This window comes from Campylobacter sp. RM12651 (assembly GCF_022369475.1).
Taxonomy (GTDB): domain Bacteria; phylum Campylobacterota; class Campylobacteria; order Campylobacterales; family Campylobacteraceae; genus Campylobacter_E.
In genome coordinates, this window is the sequence record NZ_CP059600.1 from 906,017 (window position 1) to 927,828 (window position 21,812).

The window sequence follows — 21,812 nt, forward strand, 5'->3', positions numbered from 1 at the left end:
TAAATCCTAATTCAAATTCTTTACCATTTATATCCAAATCCTATTCTTAAATCAAAATAATTAGGCACTTTACTTGAAACCTTGCAAATATCTTTATCGCAATTACTAGACTTTAATCCACTTGCTAAGGCTATATCAAATATATTAAAGAAATTAGCTCCCGTTGTAAGTATAGTCCCATAATCTTTTTTAATATCGTAAGCTAAGCCACCCCTTAGATTAAAATAATCATTAAATTCGTATTTAATACCACCGCCTAGCATTTGAGATTTATTGTATTTATTTGATAAAGTTGTGTTTGTAACTAAATCAGTATCAAAAGCAAAAGTAAAATCACTATATTTATATGCTAATCCAAATCTTACTTGCGGATTTAATCTCATACTACTTGAATGGAATTTGATTTTAGGATTATTTAAATTTTTAATAACCAATCCAGTAGAAAAATCATCAATACTATATAATGCTCCTATATCTATTCCAAAAGTATTTGTTGATTTTGCATTATGCAAATCATTTTTAATATTTATATCTTTAGAATTAACTCCATTCATATCTATTTTAATGCCTTTTTCTACTTGATATGCTTGAATATTCATATATTTTAAACTAGCACCTAAACTAAGCTCTCCATAAGGCATTATAAAACCATTTGCGTAGCTAATTGGCACTTCTGTTATCATTAGCATTGTTGTATTTAAAGGATTTTTTACACTATCTTGCATTGCTGAATGATTTAAATATTCTTCTTCGCTTACATTGGTTACGAATAGTTGTGAATTGCTTTTAAATAATTTTAAATAAATATATCTATCATCATCTTTTACTTTTATTATTAAACTACTTTTTTCTTTATTTAATGAAGCATAAGTATTAAGTGAAATCGTATTAAATAAGCTTACAGAAAAAGCACTTAAATCCCCTAAATTATTGTTATATTCTAAACCACTTAATATATTTAAATTAACTTCATTATCATAAACTGCATTATAAATTAATTCAATATCATTTAAGGTATTTTCATCAAGAAAGGTATCTAATTTAGTATCTCCAATATCTAACAATAAATCATCTAAATTAACATTACCATCTTTTGAATTCTTTATCACATCTAAGACATTTTTTGTATCAGTATCACTTATTATATTTGTTAATAATTTTGTATCAACGCCATTGTTATTTAATTCTTCATTTGTATTATTTGTTGAAGTTATTAGCTCGGTTTTTATTGTTGTAGATAATTCATCATTATCTTGCATTTTATTTTTTAAATCATTAATTATATTGTCTAGTTCATCTTTAGTTAAATTATCATCTAATTCATCTTTAAAAGTTTTTGCTAATAAGGCTAAATCTTCATTATCGCTATTTGTGTTTCTTAATATAAAATCATCTATAACACTACCAAAATTACCAAATTTTAAATTATTAGCTCTTGAATTGTTGTTTGGATTAAAAATATGCTTTATTTTGCTTATATTTGCTTCAATTTTTTTATTTATAGATTTATCAAGATTAGATAATTCTAAAAGATTTTTTTGATTATAATTTGCTCCAAAACTAAAATTAACCCCATTTTTAGAATAAATCAAACTAGCAGGATTATAATAAGCTGCAAAATCATTATCTTTAAGTGCAACTCCAGCATATCCCATACTCAAAGGTATATTACCTAAACTACCAAATTCTAACGCCAAAGCACTAAAGCTAAAAGCACTAGTTAATATTATCTTTTTCATAATTTTCCTTTTTAAAATATTAAAAATTATATAGTTACTTTATTATTGTTATTTAATGTATCAAAAAAATAATTTTTAGATTATTTTATTTGATTAATTGGCTTAAAAAATATAATTTTTTATAAAATCTCTCAAAAGGAGATTGGTAAAATGACAAGCAAATTATTTGTAGAATTACTTTATAGCGTCGGCTTTATAAGTTTGTTTTTATTATTAGGAATATTTTATAAGCAAAAATATTAAATGGAATTTTGGTTTTTACTAATTTAGCTTTTAATAATGCAAATGATGATTAAAAATTAACCTTAAAATATTTTAAGTTTAAATTGTTTTTAAATTAAAGCTTAAAAATAGATATTAATTTTTTAAAGTTAGATGATTATTTAAAAAATTAAGATTTTCTTTAGCTTTTTTGGAATATATTAATTTCAACTTAATTTTAGGAGTTAATATGAAAGGTAAGGTTCCGTTGTGGAAATTTATCGCACCAGTTGTTGCTGGTTTGCTTGTGTTTTTGCTTTCGTATTTATTTGCTGATTATTCTCAGCTTAGTATGAATGCTTGGATTTATGTTAGCATTTTTGCTGCTTTAGTTGTAGGGCTTATCTTAGAGCCTATGCCACCTGCTTTTTTAGGTATTATTGCTATAGCTTTAGCAGTATTATTTAAAGTTGGACCTGCAAAATCAGGCGAAGTTGGTGCAAAAATTACTTCAGAAGCTGCAATTAATTGGGGTTTAACTGGATTTTCAAATTCTGTTGTGTGGCTTATTTTTGCTTCATTTATGATAGGAATTGGCTATCAAAATAGTGGTCTTGGTAAAAGAATTGCTTTAATTTTAGTAAATAAATTAGGCAAATCTACTTTAGGTTTAGGCTATGCAATTGCTATTGCTGATTTAATTTTAGCTCCATTTATTCCGAGTAATGCTGCAAGAAGTGGTGGAACTATTTATCCAATAGCTACAAGTATTCCTGCTATGTATGATAGCTCTCCTGATAAAGAACCAAGAAAAATAGGTGCTTACATAGCGTGGGTAAGTCTTGCTACTACTTGTATTTCAAGTTCAATATTTTTAACAGGTCAAGCACCAAACCCACTAGCTTTAGAGATATTATCAAAATCAGGTATTGCTGTAGTTGATTGGATGGGTTGGTTTTTATGCTTTTTACCTATTGGTATTATTTTGTTTTTAATCACTCCTTTATTAACTTATTATATCTATCCACCAGAAGTTAAAGGCTCTAGTAAAATTAGTGCTTGGGCTAAAGAAGAATTGGTAAAACTTGGTTCAATTAAATTAAAAGAATTATTAATGTTAAGCATTTCAATTCTTGCTCTAATTTTATGGATAGGTTCAAAGACTTTTGGAGTTAGTGCTACTACAACTGCTTTAATTGTAATTATTCTAATGATAGTTACTAATATTATTACTTGGAATGATTTTTTAGCTAATAAACCAGCGTGGAATGTTCTTACTTGGTTTGCTACTTTAGTAACAATGGCAGGTGGATTAAAAAATGTTGGATTTTTAGAATTCTTATCAAAATATACTGATAGTTTATTAAGTGGTATTAGTCCTACTTTAGCAGTATTTATATTATTACTTGTATTTTGTTTATTAAGATATTTCTTTGCTTCTGGGACTGCATATGTTACTGCAGTTGTTGGGGTGTTTGCAATTATTGCAAGTAAAATTGCTGGTTATGATGCGTCTTTTATTATGATGTTTTTACTAGCTCCAATGGGTATGATAAGTGTTTTAACGCCTTATGGGACAGGACATAGCCCAATTTGGTTTGCGAGTGGTTATATTAAAGGTGCAGAATTTTGGAAATTAGGTGCTATTTTTGGAGCTATTTATTTACTAATTTACACACTTATTGCGTATCCGTGGTTTAAATTCATTATTCCACATATTTTTTCGTAGGTCGTTTGTTAAACATTAGTAAAATGAGAAAAATTTAAGAAAAGGAGTTAAAGTGTCTAGTAAAATTGAAAATTTTTTAGGCAAAAGAGTTGATGGCACTAAATCACGCTTACCTGCTAAGCTTGATTTTTATCAAAGTGCTACTGGTTTAATTCTAGGGCTTTTTATGTGGGGACATATGCTTTTTGTTTCTACCGTTTTAATCAGTCCTGAATTTTTTGAAGCTACGGCTAAGTTTTTTGAGGGTTCGGCTATTTTTGATACACCAAAACCTGCTTTAGTATCTTGTATGGTGCTTATTATTTTTATTATTTTCTTTATTCACGCTGCTCTTGGTATGAGAAAATTACCAATTACTTATCGCCAATGGCAAATCGCAAGAGAGCATTCAAAACTAATAAAACACGAAGATACAACGCTTTGGGTTATTCAAGCCTGTACAGGTTTTGTTATGTTTTTCTTCGCTTCAATGCACCTTGCAATGATGTTTTTTAATCCTGAAACTATTAGATTTTTAGGTGCAGTTGAAAGAATTGTAAATCATAATATGTGGGCGTTTTATTTAATTTTATTATTCGCTGTTGAGCTTCATGGTGGTATTGGTCTTTATAGACTTTGCGTTAAATGGGGCTGGTTTGATGGAAATGATGTGCATACTGCAAGAGCTAGAAGAAAAACTCTTAAAAAATTAAAATGGGTTATTAGTATTTTCTTTATAGTTTTAGGACTTGCTAATTTAGCAGTATTTATAAAAGCTGGTATTAGCTTATAACAAACAGAAAGGCTTAAAATGAAAGTAGAATTTAGTGATGCTTTAATAGTTGGTGGTGGTTTAGCAGGACTTAGAAGTGCTGTTGAAGTTGCTAAAAGTGGTCAATCAGTTACGCTTTTAAGTATTTGTCCTGTTAAGCGTTCTCACTCAGCTGCGGTTCAAGGTGGTATGCAAGCAAGTCTTGCTAATGGTAATAAAGGCGAAGGAGATAATGAAGATTTACACTTTGCTGACACCGTAAAAGGAAGCGATTGGGGATGCGATCAAGAAGTAGCAAGAATGTTTGCTCAAACTGCACCTAAGGCTGTTCGTGAGTTAGCTAGTTGGGGCGTGCCTTGGACTAGGATTACAAAAGGTCCTAGAAATGTTGTTATAAACGCACAAAAAGTAACAATAGAAGAAAAAGAAGAAGCACACGGACTTATAAATGCAAGAGATTTTGGTGGGACTAAAAAATGGAGAACTTGCTATATTGCTGATGCTACAGGGCATTGTATGATTTTTGGGGTTGCAAACGAAGCAATCAAACATAATGTAAAAATCATAGATAGAATGGAAGCTCTTAGAATTATTCACAAAGATGGAATTTGTTTAGGCGTAGTTGCAAGAAGCTTAATTGATGGTAGTTTAACTGCATTTGTATCAAAAGGCACAATGATAGCAACAGGTGGATATGGTAGAGTTTATAAACAAACAACAAACGCTGTTATTTGTGAAGGAACAGGTGCAGCAATGGCACTTGAGACAGGGTTATGCTCTTTATCAAATATGGAAGCGGTTCAATTTCACCCAACTCCAATTGTTCCAAGTGGGATACTTTTAACTGAAGGTTGCCGTGGTGATGGTGGTATTTTAAGAGATGTTGATGGATACCGCTTTATGCCTGATTATGAGCCTGAGAAAAAAGAATTAGCAAGTCGTGATGTTGTAAGTCGCCGTATGATGGAACATATTAGAAAAGGAAAAGGTGTTAAAAGTCCTTATGGAGAGCATTTATGGCTTGATATTTCAATCTTAGGTCGTGCTCATGTTGAAAAAAACTTAAGAGATGTTCAAGATATTTGTAAGACATTTAATGGAATTGACCCTGCTGATGAAGGTCCAAAAGGTTGGGCGCCGGTTCTTCCTATGCAACACTATTCAATGGGTGGAATTAGAACTAAGCCAAATGGAGAAACTCCTAAGATGAAAGGACTTTTTGCAGCTGGTGAAGCAGCTTGCTGGGATATGCACGGATTTAATAGACTTGGTGGAAATAGCTGTGCTGAAACCGTTGTTGCAGGTATGATTGTAGGAGATTATTTTTCTGAGTATTGCAAAAATAATACAATAGTAGCTGATATGCAAGTGGTTCAAAAATTCTTAAACGATGAAGCAAATTATTTAAAAGAAATAGCAAATCGTGAAGGTAAATATAATATTTTTGAAATCAAAAACGAAATGAAAGATATTATGTGGGAGCATGTTGCTATTTTTAGAACAGGCGAAGGATTAGAATACGCAGTAAAACGCCTTGAAGAATTATTAATAGAGAGCAAAAAAGTAGCTATTAAAGATAAAGAATTAAATTGCTCAAATCCAGAGCTAGAAGAAGCTTATAGAGTTCCAAGAATGTTAAAAGTTGCTTTATGTGTTGCTCGTGGTGCGCTTCTTAGAACTGAAAGCCGTGGGGCTCATTATAGAGAAGATTATCCAAAAAGAGATGATTTAAATTGGATGAAAAGAACTATGACTTATTGGGATGAAGGCTCAACTTTACCTAGAGTTGAATATGAAGACCTTGATATTATGAAAATGGAAATGCCACCAGCATTCCGTGGTTATGGTGCAAAAGGAAATATAATTGAAAATCCTTTAAGTGAAGTTCGTCAAAAACAAGTAGATGAAATTACAGAAAAATTACAAGCAGAAGGTAAAAGTAGAGCAGAAATCCAAGACGCACTTATGCCTTATGAATTACAAGCTAGATTTAAAGCAGCTAATCAAAGAATAGGGGTTGATTATGAGTAGGAAACTAACAATAAGGGTATTTAAATATAATCCACATAGTAAAATTAGCAAGCCACATTTTGCTACTTATACATTAGATGAAACTAGTGGTATGACTATTTTTATAGTTTTAAATCAAATTAGAGAAAAATTTGATGCAAGTTTGAGTTTTGATTTCGTTTGTCGTGCAGGAATTTGTGGCTCATGTGCAATGATGATTAATGGAAAACCAAAATTAGGTTGCAAAACTCTTACTAAAGATTATCCTGATGGAGTAATTGAGCTTATGCCTTTACCTGCGTTTAAGCATATTAAGGATTTAAGTGTTAATACAGGTGAATGGATGGAAGGTATGTGTAAAAGGGTAGAAAGCTGGATACATACTGACAAAGTTACTGATATTTCTAAGATTGAAGAAAGAGTTGAACCAGCAGTTGCTGAAGAAACATTTGAGCTTGATAGATGTATTGAATGTGGTATTTGTATAGCTTCTTGTGCTACTAAAGTTATGAGACCTAATTTCATAGGTGCTGCAGGACTTATGAGAGCTGCAAGATACGAGCAAGACCCACACGATAATAGAACTTTAGATGATTTTTATGAATTAGTTGGTGATGATGATGGAATTTTTGCTTGTATGAGCTTACTTGCTTGTGAAGATAATTGCCCTAAACAATTACCACTACAAACAAAAATCGCTTATCTAAGACGCAAATTAGCTACAAATAAAGGCTAAAAATATTAAGAATTTGAAATAAGATTTTATTTCAAATTCTTTTTTCACTACTCATAAAATACTTAATAATTTTGCAAATAAAACTATCAAAAAACATATTATCAAGGCTAAAATATGAGCCTGTTTTACCAAAAAATGTTCTTTATTGTTTTTAAATCTCGCTATATAAATACTAATAAAAGTTATAAAAAGCATTAAAATTACTAGAGCTATTTTGATAAAAAACATAATTTTATTTATATTTGCAAAATTATTATATTCATTATATGCTAGATAAATTCCACTAAGAATTAATATAACAAAGCTAAGTGCATATAAAATACCTGAACTTTTAAAATAAGCCTTTTTTAGCTCATTAGCTTGTTTTAACCCATAGCATAAAATCGCATCAACAAATACATAACCTATAAAAATAATTGCTGAAAATAAGTGTAAAAAAATCACAATAAAATCAACCATTTAAACTCCTTTTTTTAGAAAAATATTATATTATTTTGCATATATAAATCTTAATTAAGGATAAGTTATGAAAGCAGTTGTAATTGGATTAGGATTAATTGGTGGCTCATTGGCTTTAAATTTGATGAAAAACAAATTTATTAGTGGAGTTTATGGAATTGATTTAAATAAAGAACACGAAAAAGAAGCTTTAAAGCTTAATTTAGTTCATGAAATTATAACTTTTGATGAGATTAAAACTTGTGATTTGATTTTTTTATGTGTTCCTGTTGGGGCTATTATTGAAATTATTAAACAATTAAAAGATATTCCAAAAACTACTACAATTATAGAATTTGGTAGCACAAAAGAAAGTATTCAAAACGCAATAAGCGATGATTTAAAAGAGCAATTCATACTAGCTCATCCAATGGCAGGAACAGAGCATAATGGTCCTAGTGCTGCTAAGATTGATTTATTTAAAAATGCTGTTTGTGTATTGTGCAATACCGAAAATACGAGCGTATTTCATCAACATAGAACCATAGAATTATTAAGCAATATTGGAATGAGAATTACTTTTATGAATGCAAGTTCGCACGATCATCATAGTGCCATCATATCTCATCTACCGCATGTAATTAGCTTTTCTTTAGCAAATTATGTGTTAGATTGCGAAGATAAGAAAAACATTTTACACCTAGCAGGTGGTTCTTTTGCTGATATGAGTAGGATTGCAAAGAGTAGCCCTGCAATGTGGGAAAGTATTTTTAAAGAAAATAAAACAAATGTTTTAAATGCTCTTGATGGCTTTATAAATGAACTAAATGAGTTTAAGCAAATGATAAATAACGATGAATATCAAAAGCTAAACGAATGGCTTAAGAATGCTAATAAATTAAAAGAGATTTTATAATTTCATTGATTTCAATTAATATATTTTTAATTGAAATCATAATTTTTCTTATTATTCCTTAAACGCTTAAACCATTGCTACATAGATATTTAAAAATTTTTTTACTATTAAATATTATTCAATTCTTTAATTGTAACATTAACGCAATTTTTTAAAAAGGAGTATTATGAAATTAACAAACAAAATTCCAGCATTAATTGCTATCCCACTTGTAGTTTGCTTTATTGTATTGTGTATAGTGAATTATTCTAGTTCAAAAACTGATTCATTATCATTTACAGACAAAGCTAAAGAAAACGGCTTAAATGCCACTATGCTTTATGTAGATTCTTATTTTAATTCAAGAATAAATTTTATAGAGCAATTCTCACCAATTTTAGCAAATTCAATTAGTGAAGATAATCAAGATGAGAATATCTTTAAAATTCTTAAAAATTATTTAGGAATTTCAAATTTCTCTGCTTTATTTATTGGTATGGCTGATAGTGGCAAGTTTTATTATATTAGCTCTAATAACGAGCCTTATATAGTAAAAGACCAAGATGCAAGAAGTAGGGGTTGGTATAAAGATGCTATTAGTGCCAATAGGGCTTTATTAGGTAAAGAAGTTTATCCTGATGAGAGATTAAAAGAAAAAGTTATGACAATTTCAGCACCTATTATTAAAAATGGCAAAATCATTGGAGTAATTGGTGGAGATATGGCATTTAAAGATTTAAAAAATCAAATTTTAACTTTACATTTTTCTAAGACCAACACAATATTTGCTTATGATGATAAATTAGAATTTGTAATGCACCCAAATGAAGAATTTGAATTAAAGCAAGATGATGTTATAAAAATGATTGAAAATAATCTAAAAGATGGCATTTCAGTTCGCTATACCTTTAAAGGTGATGAAAAAACTGCAGTATGTATTAATTCAAATACAACAGGCTGGAAATTCTGTAGCACCAATTTAACTAGCGATATAGACGATACTTTAAATTCTTTATTAAAACAAAATATAACATTATTTTTCGCTTCTTTAGTGATTATTTTATTATGCTTATTCTTCTTAATCAAATTCTCACTTCGCCCACTTGAAATCATTCAAAAAGGCTTAAGAGAAGTATTTTCACTAATAAATCACGAAAGAAAAACAGCAAGTAAGATTGATTTAAATTCTAAAGATGAATTCGGAGATATGGCTAAAGCTATTAATGAAAACATTGAAAGAACAATCAACTCACTTACTCAAGATACAAACGCAGTAGAACAAAGCGTTCAAACAGCAGCAGCAATTGAAAGCGGAGATTTAAAAGCAAGAATTACTTTAAATCCTGCAAACCCACAATTAATTGAATTAAAAAATGTCTTAAATAAAATGCTTGATACTTTAGAAGAAAAAGTTGGAGCTAATACAAACTCAATTGAAAAGATATTTGATGAATATAGCCAAAACGACTTTAGAAATGAAATAAAAAATGCTAAAGGTAGAGTAGAACTTGCAACTAATATGTTAGGTAAGCAAATAAGAGATATGTTAAAAACAAATCTTGAAACTGCAAGAAACCTACAAGATAAATCTAAAATACTAAAAACAAGTGTTAGTGATATAAACGAAGGTGCAAGAAAGCAAGCAAGTAGCTTACAAGAAAGTGCAGCAGCAGTAGAAGAGATGAGTGCATCTATGCATGCAGTAAATCAAAAATCAAACGAAGTTATTAAAAACGGAGAAGATATTAAAAATGTTATTACTATGATTAGAGACATTGCAGAACAAATTAATCTACTTGCACTTAATGCTGCAATTGAAGCAGCACGTGCAGGTGAGCACGGACGTGGATTTGCTGTAGTTGCTGATGAAGTAAGAAAACTAGCTGAAAGCACTCAAAAATCACTAACAGAAATAGAAGCAAGTGTTAATGTATTAACTCAAGGTATAAATGATATGAGTGAAAGCATTAAAGAACAAACTCAAGCAATATCTCAAATAAATGAAGCAATAAGTAGTATAGATGAGCTAACACGTGCTAATGTAGTAGTAGCTGATAATACTAATAAAATATCAGATGAAGTAGATTTAATGGCTAGCATTGCTGTTGAAGCTGTTATGAAGAATAAATTCTAATACTAATTATTCTTAAGAACTTTTATTTATTAAGTTCTTAAGAACTTATCTAAAGCTAGAAAGTAAAACTTTTTAGCTTTATTGTTTTTATGAGTTTTTGTCTTTTTACTTAGAGATTGTTTTTTAAAGCTTATTATTTTTTACCTTAAACCTAAAAGTTTTTAATATTTTTTATATTAAAATTCTTTTGATTAGATTGTTAAAAATTTATAAAAATATTAATTTTTATAATTACCCCCCCCCATTTTGTTAGCAATTGATTAACCTTTATATATTGATTTTTAACTATAATAAAGCATTTTTCATTTATTTTTTAGGGGAGAAAATGAATAGAACTATAAAATTATCTTTAATAACTTTTATATTAGCGGGGGGGGGTAATTTAGCTCTTGCTGATACTATTCCAAGCACTGCTAATACATTAGTGCAAAGTAATACTATTAATGTAAGTAATAGTAGCAATAAAAATTATAATGCAGCTGAAACCGATAAAATTATTAATCAAACTGGTGGAACACTAAATATAGGTAATACTACTGCTAAAAATTATACAGATTTAAAAGTAACTTCAACCGGTGGAACTACAAATATTAAAAATGCAAGCATTACTAATGGCAAGTTAGACTTAGATAGTAGAGTTGATTTTGATGGAGTGGTTAATTTTATTAAAACTGATTTACAAGGGAATAAGAATTCAAGTAATTTTAATTATCTACTTAAAGATACTGCTAGTGTTACTTTTGATGGTTCAGTAATTAGCGATGTTAAATTAGAAGCTTGGTCGGAAGATAATACAAATGGTGCTTTAGTTATTAAAAATTCATTAATTTATGATAGTCAGTTGGGTTTTGAAAAGATAAATTCAACTAGTAAATTAACACAAAGACCTTATGTGCCAAAATTAACATTAGAAAGTGTTATATTTGACAAAACTCAAGATGAAAAAACATCTAATATTTTTGCTAGAGATTTAAATATTAATAATTCATCTATTATTGGAACAGAGATAAGAATTAAAAATAATGCTGAAATAGATTCTACCTTTATTGATGATAGCTCAATAATTTTACAAAATACATCTAGTATAAGTATTAAAAATAATTCTAACATTAACGCTAATATTAATAGTGTTTCTGTTAATAATAATGCTATTAATACAAATGTTACTTTAGATAATTCAGAAATAAGTGGAAGTATAAATGCAGGTAATCTAACTGCTACAAATGGCTCAATTATAAATAGCAAATCTATTATAAGTGGAACTACAAATATAAGTGATAGCACTATAAAAGCTGATATTTCAAGTAAGAATTTAAATATTACAAATTCAACTGCTAGTGGAACTGCTGATAAAAAATTAGATATACAATCTACCGGAAATCATATGCAATTAAATGGGGTTACATTTAGCGATGTTGCTCTTAGTTCTGGCAATAATAGAATTGATTTAAATGGAGATAATACCTTTAATAGAATTTTAGTTAAAAATGAAAATATAAAAGGAACAGGTCATCATATAACTTTGGGTAATAATGCTAGTGCTACATTTAATGATAGTGAATTTATAAATACTGCTATTAATAATTTTTCAAGTTCTAACACTAATACAACCACTTTTAACAATTCAAAACTAACTAATACAGCTGTGGGTTTAGCATCTACTTTAGATAATGTTGTTTTTAATGGTGGGAGTATTGTTAATAATGATAAAAATATTTCTATCTTGGCTAATAATATAGAATTTAATAGCACCAAAGTAATTTCAAATTTGGGTACTATTAAATCAAATAATAATAAGTATGTATTTAATAATTCTGAATATCAAGGCAACATAAATCTCGGAAATACTTATTTTAATAATACAAAAGTAAATGCTGATTTTATAGGTGGAAAAATTTATTTTGATGGTTTAAGTAGTGTCAGCGGAACCTTAAAGGGTGCTAATATTTATTTAAATGATGAAAATAAAAAAGTATTATCTGATATTATTTACGAAAAAGGTTTGGTTATTGCCGAACAATCTTTAAAATTCGATGGTAAAGAAGATTTCAAAGATAAAGAATATAATTTTGGTTTCTTTGTAGAGAATGATGTAACATTGGATATTAATAATCTCAAAATGTCAAATAATAGTATTAATGCTTGGAGAAAGAATTCGGCAGATTCTTTAGTAAACAATAAAGTAAATATATCAAATTCAAGTTTAAAAGAAGTAGGAATAGGTATACATAATAATTCATCACTTATTAAGTATATGACTGACTATCTTAGCTTTACAAAAACTACAATTACAAACAATAATGCAAATAATATGATATATGCAAAAGTTATAGATATTAAAGATAGTAATATTACTGCTCCTATGATTACCACTTTAAATCAAGAATATTTAAATTCTACAAGTAATGCTATATATTATAAAATTAATAAAATAGGCACTTTTTTAAATATTGATAATTCAATTATTAATAGTTCAGTAGAAACAGGCGAACTTCATCTTAAAAACAATTCAGTTTTAAATGGAAATATCCAAGGAACTCAAAAAGTTTATATAGATAATTCTACTCTTAATGGAAATATTACAAAAGACAATAGAAATACTTGTTTTGAACACGAAGGTTGTAGTAAAGAAGTAGAAGATGTAATCATCACAAACTCAACTATAAAAGGTGATATAAACGAAGTAGGTAATGTAAGCTTAACTAATACTAACCTAGAAGCTTCAAATGTAATAGTAAAAAATGATATTAGCATAGATAACTCAACTAGCACAGAAGCAAAAACCATCACAGGAAATTTCAAAGTAGGCAACGACTTTAAATCAAGCAATACAATTATTCAAGGTAGTATTAATACTACAAATAATATGGAATTAAATAATTCTAATATTAAAGGCGATATAACTGCTAATAATTTAACTTTAAATAATTCTAGTATTACTAATAAAGCTGATGGTTCTACTAATACTATAAATGTTACAAACGATTTAACTATAAATAACGAAAGCCAAACTACTATTGATGGAAATTTCAAAGTAGGCAATGACTTTAAATCAAGTAATACAATCTTTAGTGGAGATATAACTGCAAATAAATTATTAAGCGATGAAAAAAGCACTTTTCAAGGTAATGTTAGTGCTGATAGCATAAGTGCAGTTGGTTCTATATTCAAACAAACTCTAACTATTACAGGCGATAGTAAAAACAATGTCTTAGATAAAGCTACATTAGAGCAAGGCATAATAATTGATAGTAAAGATGCAAAAGTAAGTGTAATAAACGGCTCAGAAATCAAAGGAGAAATAAAAAACGAAGGCTTTATAAATGTAGAAGAAGGCTCAAAGGTATCAGAAAAAGTAACAGGTAGTGGTATTTTAAAAACCGATGGAGCTTTTTATGAAGATAATGTAAGTATGGGTAAGATTGAAGGAGAGAACAATACCTTTAAAGGCGATGTAATTATTACAAATACAAATACCGAAGTAAAAGCTGATAATAATACCTTTTTAGGCAATGTATCAGTAAATAATGGTAAACTTAGTGCTACTACTAATAACAACTTTAAAGACATTAATGCTAATAATATTGATTTTATAAACGATGATATAAAAACAACCGATGAAATAAAAGCTCAAACAATAAAAGTAGATGATAAGCTAGTAATTAAAAATATAGATTTAAAAACAACTTCTATTAGTGCAAACAAAGGAGAGATTACAAACTCAAATGTATTCTTAAATAATACTAATGAAGGCTCTAAAGATACTAAAGTGTTTTTAAAAGGTAAAGATGATAATGCTAGTAGTGTATATGATAAAGCAGAAATAACAAGTGGAGATTACACTATAGAAAAATCAGCTATTAAAGGTGGTATTAGAGCTAATACCTTAACTACAACTAATTCAAAAATAGTAGGGCAATTAGCAGTAAATAATCTAAACGCTACTAATTCTACATTTTATATAACAGGTGGTGGATATAACACTTCTTTATATAATCACTTTAGTGGAGCAATCATTGCAAGATATGGTGCAAGTGGCTTTAATAATATAATTAATATTTCTAATACAAACTTAGGCTTATTAATTAATGGCTATGTTCCTATTGCAATTATTAATAATACTAACAACTCAAATACTACTAATTCAAATTCTACAAGAGCTGATGCAATAGCTACAACACCTAAAGTAGTTAATAAAGACTTCTTTAAGGTAACTTATACAACACCTATTTCAAGTGTATTATTATCACCTAATCTAGTTCATTATACAACTATGCAAGATGAGAATGGAACTAAAGAAGTTTGGAGTGTAGGTTTAGCTGGTAAAGAATTAAGTAAAGATGAAATCCAAGCAATAATTGATGGTAAAGGCAATGTTAATTACACTACAACAGAATTAATTAATAAAAACTATAAAGATTATTTTATGAGTGAATTATTAGACGATAATACAAAAGCTGAATTAAAAAGCATAATTAATACACCTTATTATGTAGCAAAAAATCAAGCAGAGATTTTAAATGATAGATTTACTTATCTAAGAGATGATATTAAAAATCACGGCTTTTGGGTGAATAATTCATATAATTATTTAAAGACTAATTATAATGATTTAAGAAACAAAGGCACAAGTGTTGGTATAGATAAGAATATAAGTTTGGATAGATTTAATCTAACTTATGGAGTATTTGCAAATATTTCAAGATTAGAAATAAATAAAGCTTTAAGCTCTTCTACTAATGTAAGGTCATTTGGAGCTTATGCTTCTACTAATTTTTATAATGGAAGCTTTATTGATTATTCTTTAGCTTATGTAACATTAAAAAATAAATTTGAAGCTAAAAAGATTGATTTATATACTACTAATTACTTAGACTTATATCAAATAGGTTTAGGCTTAGGACATAGATTTAGTATAAATAATAATTACTTAGAGCCTAATATTAAATTAATAGCTACTAGATATAAGGACTTAGACTTAAAAGGAACTAATGCAAGTATAGAAACTAAAAAAGGTCTTCAAGCTAGTATAAAAGCAGGAGTTAAAGCAGGGGTTGAGTTTAACAAAAACTTTAGCTTAGTTACTGAATTACAATACTTTAAAGACCTAAATGCTCTTTCAAAAAGTAAAGTAGTAGCTCTTTTAGAAAACAATTTTAACAATATCCAAGATAGTGGCTTAAATGCTAAAATAGGATTTTTAGTAAAACCAAATTCTAAACTAGACATTAATGCTGATTTTACAAAGAATATTTCTAATGAGTTTGATACAGGATATAGATTAAACTTAGGATTTAGCTATAAGTTTTAATTAGAACTTTATAAGTTCTAATTAACTTAGCTTTATTCTAAATACAAAGCTATTTCATCTGATATTAAATAGTTTTTATTAAATACTTTATTATCTTTTATAAAAACCAAATCTTTTAAATCATCTAATTTATTTTTATCTTTTGTTTGATATTGTTTTGGTTAATTAGAACTTGAATAGTTCTAATTTTTATCTATCTATTATATTTTTAGGTAGAGTGATGATATTTTTCATAAGTATAAAAGGACTTGTTAATATATCTTTAGCTAGGCTAGTTTTATATTCAAGATTGTCTAAACTACCGCTAATTTTTAATTGAGTAGCTATTTTATTATCCTTACCGCCTATAAATATTTCTTTTACGATAGGAATATTGCTTATGATTTTATTTGTATTTTTTAGAGTAAAAATATTAAGAGTAATATCTGCTGTTTTTGATTTTGTATTAATAATGCCTTGACCGCTACAATCTATGTTGTAACCTAAAATATTAACCTTATCAATATTTATAATGTCATTTTTATTTCTAAATTCAATTGAGCCAAATTTTATCCCTAAACCTTTTTTTGTAAAACCCGGCTTATTAAAAGTTACTAAAGCCGGTATGCTTTCTATAAATGCGATTAGATTTATGTAGTTTTTGGTATTTGATAAATAGGCATTTCTTATATTAATTAAGCCTTCATAATCACTTAAAGTATTGCCTTTTGCATCTAAATCAATTTCTCCACTTATAAAAACTTCTTTATTTACGATTTCATTTAGTGCTTGATGGCTTAGTTCTCTTAGGTAGGCTTTAAAATTGTTTTTTCCTATTTGGGCTATCAAATCTCCACCTTTAATAAAACTTGCACTGATTGAAGTTTCATAAGGATTTTTATTTAGTTTTAAATTCTTGAAATTAAATAAAAAATCTTTATAAATAATCTTAGAATTTAATAAATTAAGAGCTATATTATTATTGCTATCATTATTTTCATCATTATTTAATTTATTTGCGTCTATTATTAGATTATTTAGATTAATAGTTGTTTTATTGTTTTGAGAATTTAAATTAATAAGATTGCTTTTGGTATTTATTGTGGTTATGTTGTTTTGAATACTTATATAAAAGTCATCTTGAGTATATTTATAATTATTATCTAAATTATTTGGATTATTTTTATATAAATTAAAATCAAATTTAGCATTAAATATATTTACAAAAAATGCCCCATCTTTACTACTTAATTCAATATCTCCATCATTAAAATTTAATTTTTTAAGTTGCTTTGAATAACTAATAATACTTGAAATATCGCTTTTTATAAGTAAATTTTTATCAAAATATATTGTGGTATTTAATGCCGGAAAATCTAAAGTTTTATTATTTAGATTTAAATTCATTTTTGCTTTATCGCTGTAATAAAAATAATCTTTATAATCAATTCCTAAAGTCTTTATATTTACACTTGCTAATTTGGTTTTAGTATCTAAATTTATATCCGCATTGCTTATTTTTAATTCTTTTGTATCTGCATTACCTTGAATTGCTACTAAATTATCATTTACACTTATATTTAAATTAGCGTTAAAGTTAAAATTGCTAAAAGAATAATTTCCATTGGTTTTAACATCTACTTTTACATTGTGAGTATGGTCGTTATTTAGTTTTATATTAACTAAGGTGCTTGTTTTACCACTATTTTGCTTTAACCCTAAAACAACATTATAAGCATTTAGTATTTTTTCTATTTCACTATTGTAAAGCGTATTATTTGAGATGATATTTATATCAATATTTGGCTTTAATAAATTATCTATTGTTAAATTAAATTCATCAATAGTCGTGATATTGTCTTGAGAATTTAAATTATTTGCTAATAGCTTTAAACTATAATCTTTTAAGCTTAATTTAACTTCTTTTGCATAAGCATTTGGTGCTTTATCATTATAATTTGCAATTACATTTGTAAAAACACCTTCTCCTAAGGTATTTTCTAGTTGATTATTTTTTATTTTTACAATAAAGCTACCTTTAAAATTATCAAATTTTACTCTAGTTATTAGCCATTCTTTTAGTATTGGTTTTAAATAATTTTCAATATGCTTAAATGCTTCTTGTTGATTTTTAATCTCTAAATTATCAACGCCTAATAAAAAATCATTTTTTGTATTTATTATATTTATTTTTGCGTTTAAATCATTGTTTATAGAGTGTAAATATCCTTTAATTTCAACATCTTTAGCTATCTTTATATCTCCATAAAAATATAAGTTTTTATATTTTAGATTTGTTATGTTTGCTAAAAGCTCATTTGAGTATAGATTTATTTTTATATTTGCTTCAATATCATCTGATTGGATATTCAATTGGTTTTCATCATAATATATTTTTACTAAAGCATCATTTATTTGAATATTTTTTATATTAATACTTTGAAAAAATAAAAATACTTGTTTGTATTCTTTAAGGCTTAATATTTTTTTTCTAATTTGATTTATATCTAGTGCTTCGTTGCTATTTGCTTTTTTTATATAAACTTTATTTATATTTAAGATTAGTTTTTTATCAAGTTTCAAATAAAGCTCAGAGATTTCAATATTAATTAATTTAAAATCCTTAATTGAAATTCCATTGGCTAATACAAATACAAAGGCGATTATTAAGAATATGAATATAAAAAGAATTTTAATTATTTTATTTATGTGTTTTGATGTTTTAAGCATTTTTGTCCTAGCGATTTTGTTTTACTTATTGCAGCCTGTTAAGTCAAATTCTGTTGTATTTATACCACAAGGCTCTAATGCTAAAATTATAACAAGTTTAAATAACACTAAATTGCAATTTAGCAAAATAGACCAATATTTGTTATTATTTTTTGGACACCCGCAAAGTGGTTGGATAGCAGTATCTAAACCTATTTTAACAAGATATGAATTTTTAAAAGAGCTAACTACAAATAAAGCTGCGTTAGTTAATCTTACTTTAATTCCAGGTGAAACAAGTGAATATTTTTTAAGAGAAATTGCAGCAAAAAAACTTAATTTGAATCCTGATAAATTATTAGATGAATTATATTCTCAATCAAATAGAAAAGAAGGTATGCTAACTCCTGATACTTATTCAATTCCATTAGGAATTAGTGAAAGATTGTTTATAAAATATTTATTAGAATTTACAAAAAAAAGAAATGAAACAATTAGTAAAAAAGTGTTTGGAGATTATACTGAATATAAATTTTATAGATTTATTATAGTAGCTAGTATTATTCAAAAAGAAGCTGCTAATGAAAGCGAAATGCCTATTGTAGCGAGTGTTATTTATAATAGATTAAATAAAGGTATGAAACTACAAATGGATGGAATGCTAAATTATGGTATGAATTCTCACATAAAAGTAACTCCACAAATGATTAGAGAAGATAATTCAGAATTTAATTCTTATAAAAATTCTGGTTTACCAAGTGTTTCAATTTGTAACGTTTCTACACAAGCAATTTTGGCAGCAATTTCTCCAGCTAAGACAAATTATTTATATTTTATGAGAGATAAAAGGACTGGTACACATAGGTTTAATACAACTTTAGCAGCTCACGAAAAAGAAATAGAAAGGCAAAGATAAGAGTAATTTAATTTTTTTTGATTTACTCTTTTTTAACTTAGCAGTTATACATTCATCTAAAATTTAATTAAAGGAGTTACGATGAGTATTGTATATACTTTCACAGATGAATCGCCAGCGTTGGCAACTTTAAGTTTTTTACCAATTGCAAAGGCTTTTTTAAAGCATGCAAATATTGAAATTACCACAGCTGATATTTCATTGGCTGCAAGAATAGTTTCTAGTTTTCCAGAGTGTTTAAAAGATGAGCAAAAGTGTGAAGATGCACTTGCAAAACTTGGTGAATTAGTAAAACTTGATGGAGCAAATGTAATTAAAACTCCAAATATTTCTGCTTCTATTCCGCAACTTAAGGCTTGCATAAAAGAATTACAATCAAAAGGATATAATGTTCCAAATTATCCAGATGAACCACAAAATGATAGCGAAAAAGCAATCAAAGAAAAATATGCAAAAGTTTTAGGTTCTGCTGTAAATCCTGTTTTAAGACAAGGAAACTCAGATAGAAGAAGCACAAAAGCTGTAAAAGAATACGCAAAAGCAAATCCATATAGAACAAAAACCTTTAGTAAAGATAGTAAAAGTTGTGTAACTTGTATGAGTAGTGATGACTTTTTCTCTAATGAAAAGGCAACTTTAATCAAAGAAAACGGCACTGCTAAATTATATAAAGTTGTAAATGGAGCTAAAACTGAGCTAAAATCTTTTGAAGTTGTAAAAGATGAAGTAATGGACGCGACTTTTATGAATGTTGCAAAACTAGATGAGTTTTATGAAAAACAAATCAATCACTGCAAACAAGAAAATATTTTATTCTCACTTCATTTAAAAGCAACTATGATGAAAGTAAGTGACCCTGTATTATTTGCTCACGCTTTAAAAGTTTATTTTAAAGATTTATTTGCTGAATTTGGCGATGAGTTTGCAAATCTAGGCATTAATCCAAATAATGGTTTAAGTGAGCTTTTAAGTAAGGTTGAAAACTCAAGCAAAAAAGATTTAATCCTAAAAAGATACGAAGAAATATTAAATACAAGAGCACCAATTTCAATGGTTAATTCTGATAAAGGTATTACTAATCTTCATGTTCCAAGTGATGTAATTGTAGATGCTTCAATGCCTGCAATGCTTAAAAATGGTGCTAAATTATGGGATAAAAATGGTGCAGAAATGGATACAAATGCTGTTATTCCTGATCAAACATACGCAACAATTTATCAAGCAGTTTTAGATGATATGAGAGCTAATGGAAGTATTAATCCAAGTGTGGTTGGTTCGGTTAGCAATGTTGGTTTAATGGCTAAAAAAGCTCAAGAATATGGCTCTCATGATAAAACTTTCATAGCTGATTGCGACGCTACTTATCAAATAGAGTTAAATGGCGAAGTTTTATTATCACACGATGTTAAAAAGGGTGATATTTATAGAATTAATTTAGCAAAACCTGATGCAATAGCAAACTGGATAAAACTTGCAAAACAAAGATGTGAATTAAGTGGCGAGCAAGGAATTTTCTGGCTTGATAGCAAAAGAGCAAGTGATAGAATAATCATTGATTTAGTTAAAAAAGAATTAGGAGAAACTTTCTTAATCTTAAGCCCTTATGAAGCTTGCAAAAAAAGTTTAGAAATTATTAGAAGTGGTAAAAATTGTATATCAATTACAGGTAATGTTTTAAGAGATTATTTAACAGATCTTTTCCCAATACTTGAATTAGGAACAAGTGCGAAAATGCTTTCAATAGTTCCAATGCTAAATGGCGGAGCTATGTTTGAAACAGGTGCGGGTGGTTCTGCTCCAAAACAAGTTGAGCAAGTTGTATTAGAAAATCACTTAAGATGGGATAGTTTAGGCGAGTTTTTAGCTCTTCAAAGCTCACTTGAATTTGAAGGAAACAAAGGCAATGCAAAAGCAAAAGTTATGGCAGAAGCTTTTGATGAAGCAATATCTCATTATTTAAATGAAAATAAAGCTCCAAGTAGAAATGCGAAAGAAAACGATAATAGAACAAGTCATGTGTATTTTGCAATATATTTAGCGAATGCACTTGCTAAGCAAAATAATGATGAAAGTATGAATAAGTTTTTTAAAGTTATTGCTGATAAACTTAATTCAAATTCTTCTAAAATCATTGAAGAATATATGAATGAAGAAGGTAAAGCAGTTGAATTAGGTGGATATTATGTTTTAGGCGAAGTAGCTGAAAAGATAATGAGACCAAGTGTTACATTTAATGAAATTTTAAAATCAATTTAAGGAGAAAA

General features: G+C 27.6%; 12 protein-coding genes. 9 read left to right on the forward strand and 3 right to left on the reverse strand.

What is annotated here, in order from left to right:
* Positions 1-20: 20 nt before the first annotated feature.
* Complete coding sequence (traF, locus tag AVBRAN_RS04460; protein WP_239803660.1) at positions 21-1,739, reverse strand: conjugal transfer protein TraF; 1,719 nt, start codon at positions 1,737-1,739, stop codon at positions 21-23.
* A gap of 451 nt (positions 1,740-2,190) precedes the next feature.
* Here traF and AVBRAN_RS04465 point away from each other — a divergent pair, with 451 nt between their 5' ends.
* From AVBRAN_RS04465 to AVBRAN_RS04480, 4 genes are read left to right on the forward strand one after another with little or no spacing between them, the layout of a single operon-like run.
* A complete protein-coding gene (locus AVBRAN_RS04465; RefSeq protein WP_214117697.1) occupies positions 2,191-3,669 on the forward strand; it encodes a DASS family sodium-coupled anion symporter in 1,479 nt (492 codons plus the stop codon).
* 52 nt (positions 3,670-3,721) lie between these two features.
* A complete protein-coding gene (locus AVBRAN_RS04470; protein WP_214117696.1) occupies positions 3,722-4,441 on the forward strand; it encodes a fumarate reductase cytochrome b subunit in 720 nt (239 codons plus the stop codon).
* 18 nt (positions 4,442-4,459) lie between these two features.
* On the forward strand, positions 4,460-6,451 hold the full coding sequence (locus tag AVBRAN_RS04475; protein ID WP_214120099.1) for a fumarate reductase flavoprotein subunit: 1,992 nt from the start codon (positions 4,460-4,462) through the stop codon (positions 6,449-6,451).
* The gene (locus AVBRAN_RS04480) at positions 6,444-7,166 is read left to right on the forward strand and encodes a fumarate reductase iron-sulfur subunit (protein ID WP_214117694.1); all 723 of its coding nucleotides are present in this window, start codon (positions 6,444-6,446) and stop codon (positions 7,164-7,166) included. The genes AVBRAN_RS04475 and AVBRAN_RS04480 overlap by 8 nt, the downstream gene beginning before the upstream one ends.
* 51 nt (positions 7,167-7,217) lie before the next feature.
* On the opposite strand, the gene AVBRAN_RS04485 is transcribed toward AVBRAN_RS04480, so the two are convergent.
* A complete protein-coding gene (locus AVBRAN_RS04485; protein WP_239803661.1) occupies positions 7,218-7,625 on the reverse strand; it encodes a hypothetical protein in 408 nt (135 codons plus the stop codon).
* Positions 7,626-7,692: 67 nt separating this feature from the next.
* On the opposite strand from AVBRAN_RS04485, the gene AVBRAN_RS04490 reads away from it, so the two are divergent.
* The 3 genes from AVBRAN_RS04490 to AVBRAN_RS04500 all read left to right on the forward strand — a co-directional run bounded on the left by AVBRAN_RS04490 (position 7,693) and on the right by AVBRAN_RS04500 (position 15,944).
* Complete coding sequence (locus tag AVBRAN_RS04490) at positions 7,693-8,520, forward strand: prephenate dehydrogenase (protein WP_214120101.1); 828 nt, start codon at positions 7,693-7,695, stop codon at positions 8,518-8,520.
* A 166-nt stretch (positions 8,521-8,686) separates the two neighbouring features.
* Positions 8,687-10,633: a methyl-accepting chemotaxis protein gene (locus tag AVBRAN_RS04495; RefSeq protein ID WP_239803662.1), complete on the forward strand. Its 1,947-nt coding sequence runs from the start codon at positions 8,687-8,689 to the stop codon at positions 10,631-10,633.
* Positions 10,634-10,958: 325 nt separating this feature from the next.
* Positions 10,959-15,944, forward strand: coding sequence for an autotransporter outer membrane beta-barrel domain-containing protein (locus tag AVBRAN_RS04500; RefSeq protein ID WP_239803663.1), 4,986 nt, complete (start codon positions 10,959-10,961; stop codon positions 15,942-15,944).
* 189 nt (positions 15,945-16,133) lie between these two features.
* On the opposite strand, the gene AVBRAN_RS04505 is transcribed toward AVBRAN_RS04500, so the two are convergent.
* A complete protein-coding gene (locus AVBRAN_RS04505; protein WP_239803664.1) occupies positions 16,134-18,653 on the reverse strand; it encodes an AsmA-like C-terminal domain-containing protein in 2,520 nt (839 codons plus the stop codon).
* Between AVBRAN_RS04505 and mltG the strand changes: the two genes are divergently transcribed.
* A complete protein-coding gene (mltG, locus tag AVBRAN_RS04510; RefSeq protein WP_214118499.1) occupies positions 18,598-19,548 on the forward strand; it encodes an endolytic transglycosylase MltG in 951 nt (316 codons plus the stop codon). The two genes, AVBRAN_RS04505 and mltG, sit on opposite strands and share 56 nt — an antisense overlap.
* Positions 19,549-19,629: 81 nt before the next feature.
* A complete protein-coding gene (locus AVBRAN_RS04515; protein WP_239803665.1) occupies positions 19,630-21,804 on the forward strand; it encodes an NADP-dependent isocitrate dehydrogenase in 2,175 nt (724 codons plus the stop codon).
* The last annotated feature ends 8 nt before the right edge of the window (positions 21,805-21,812 follow it).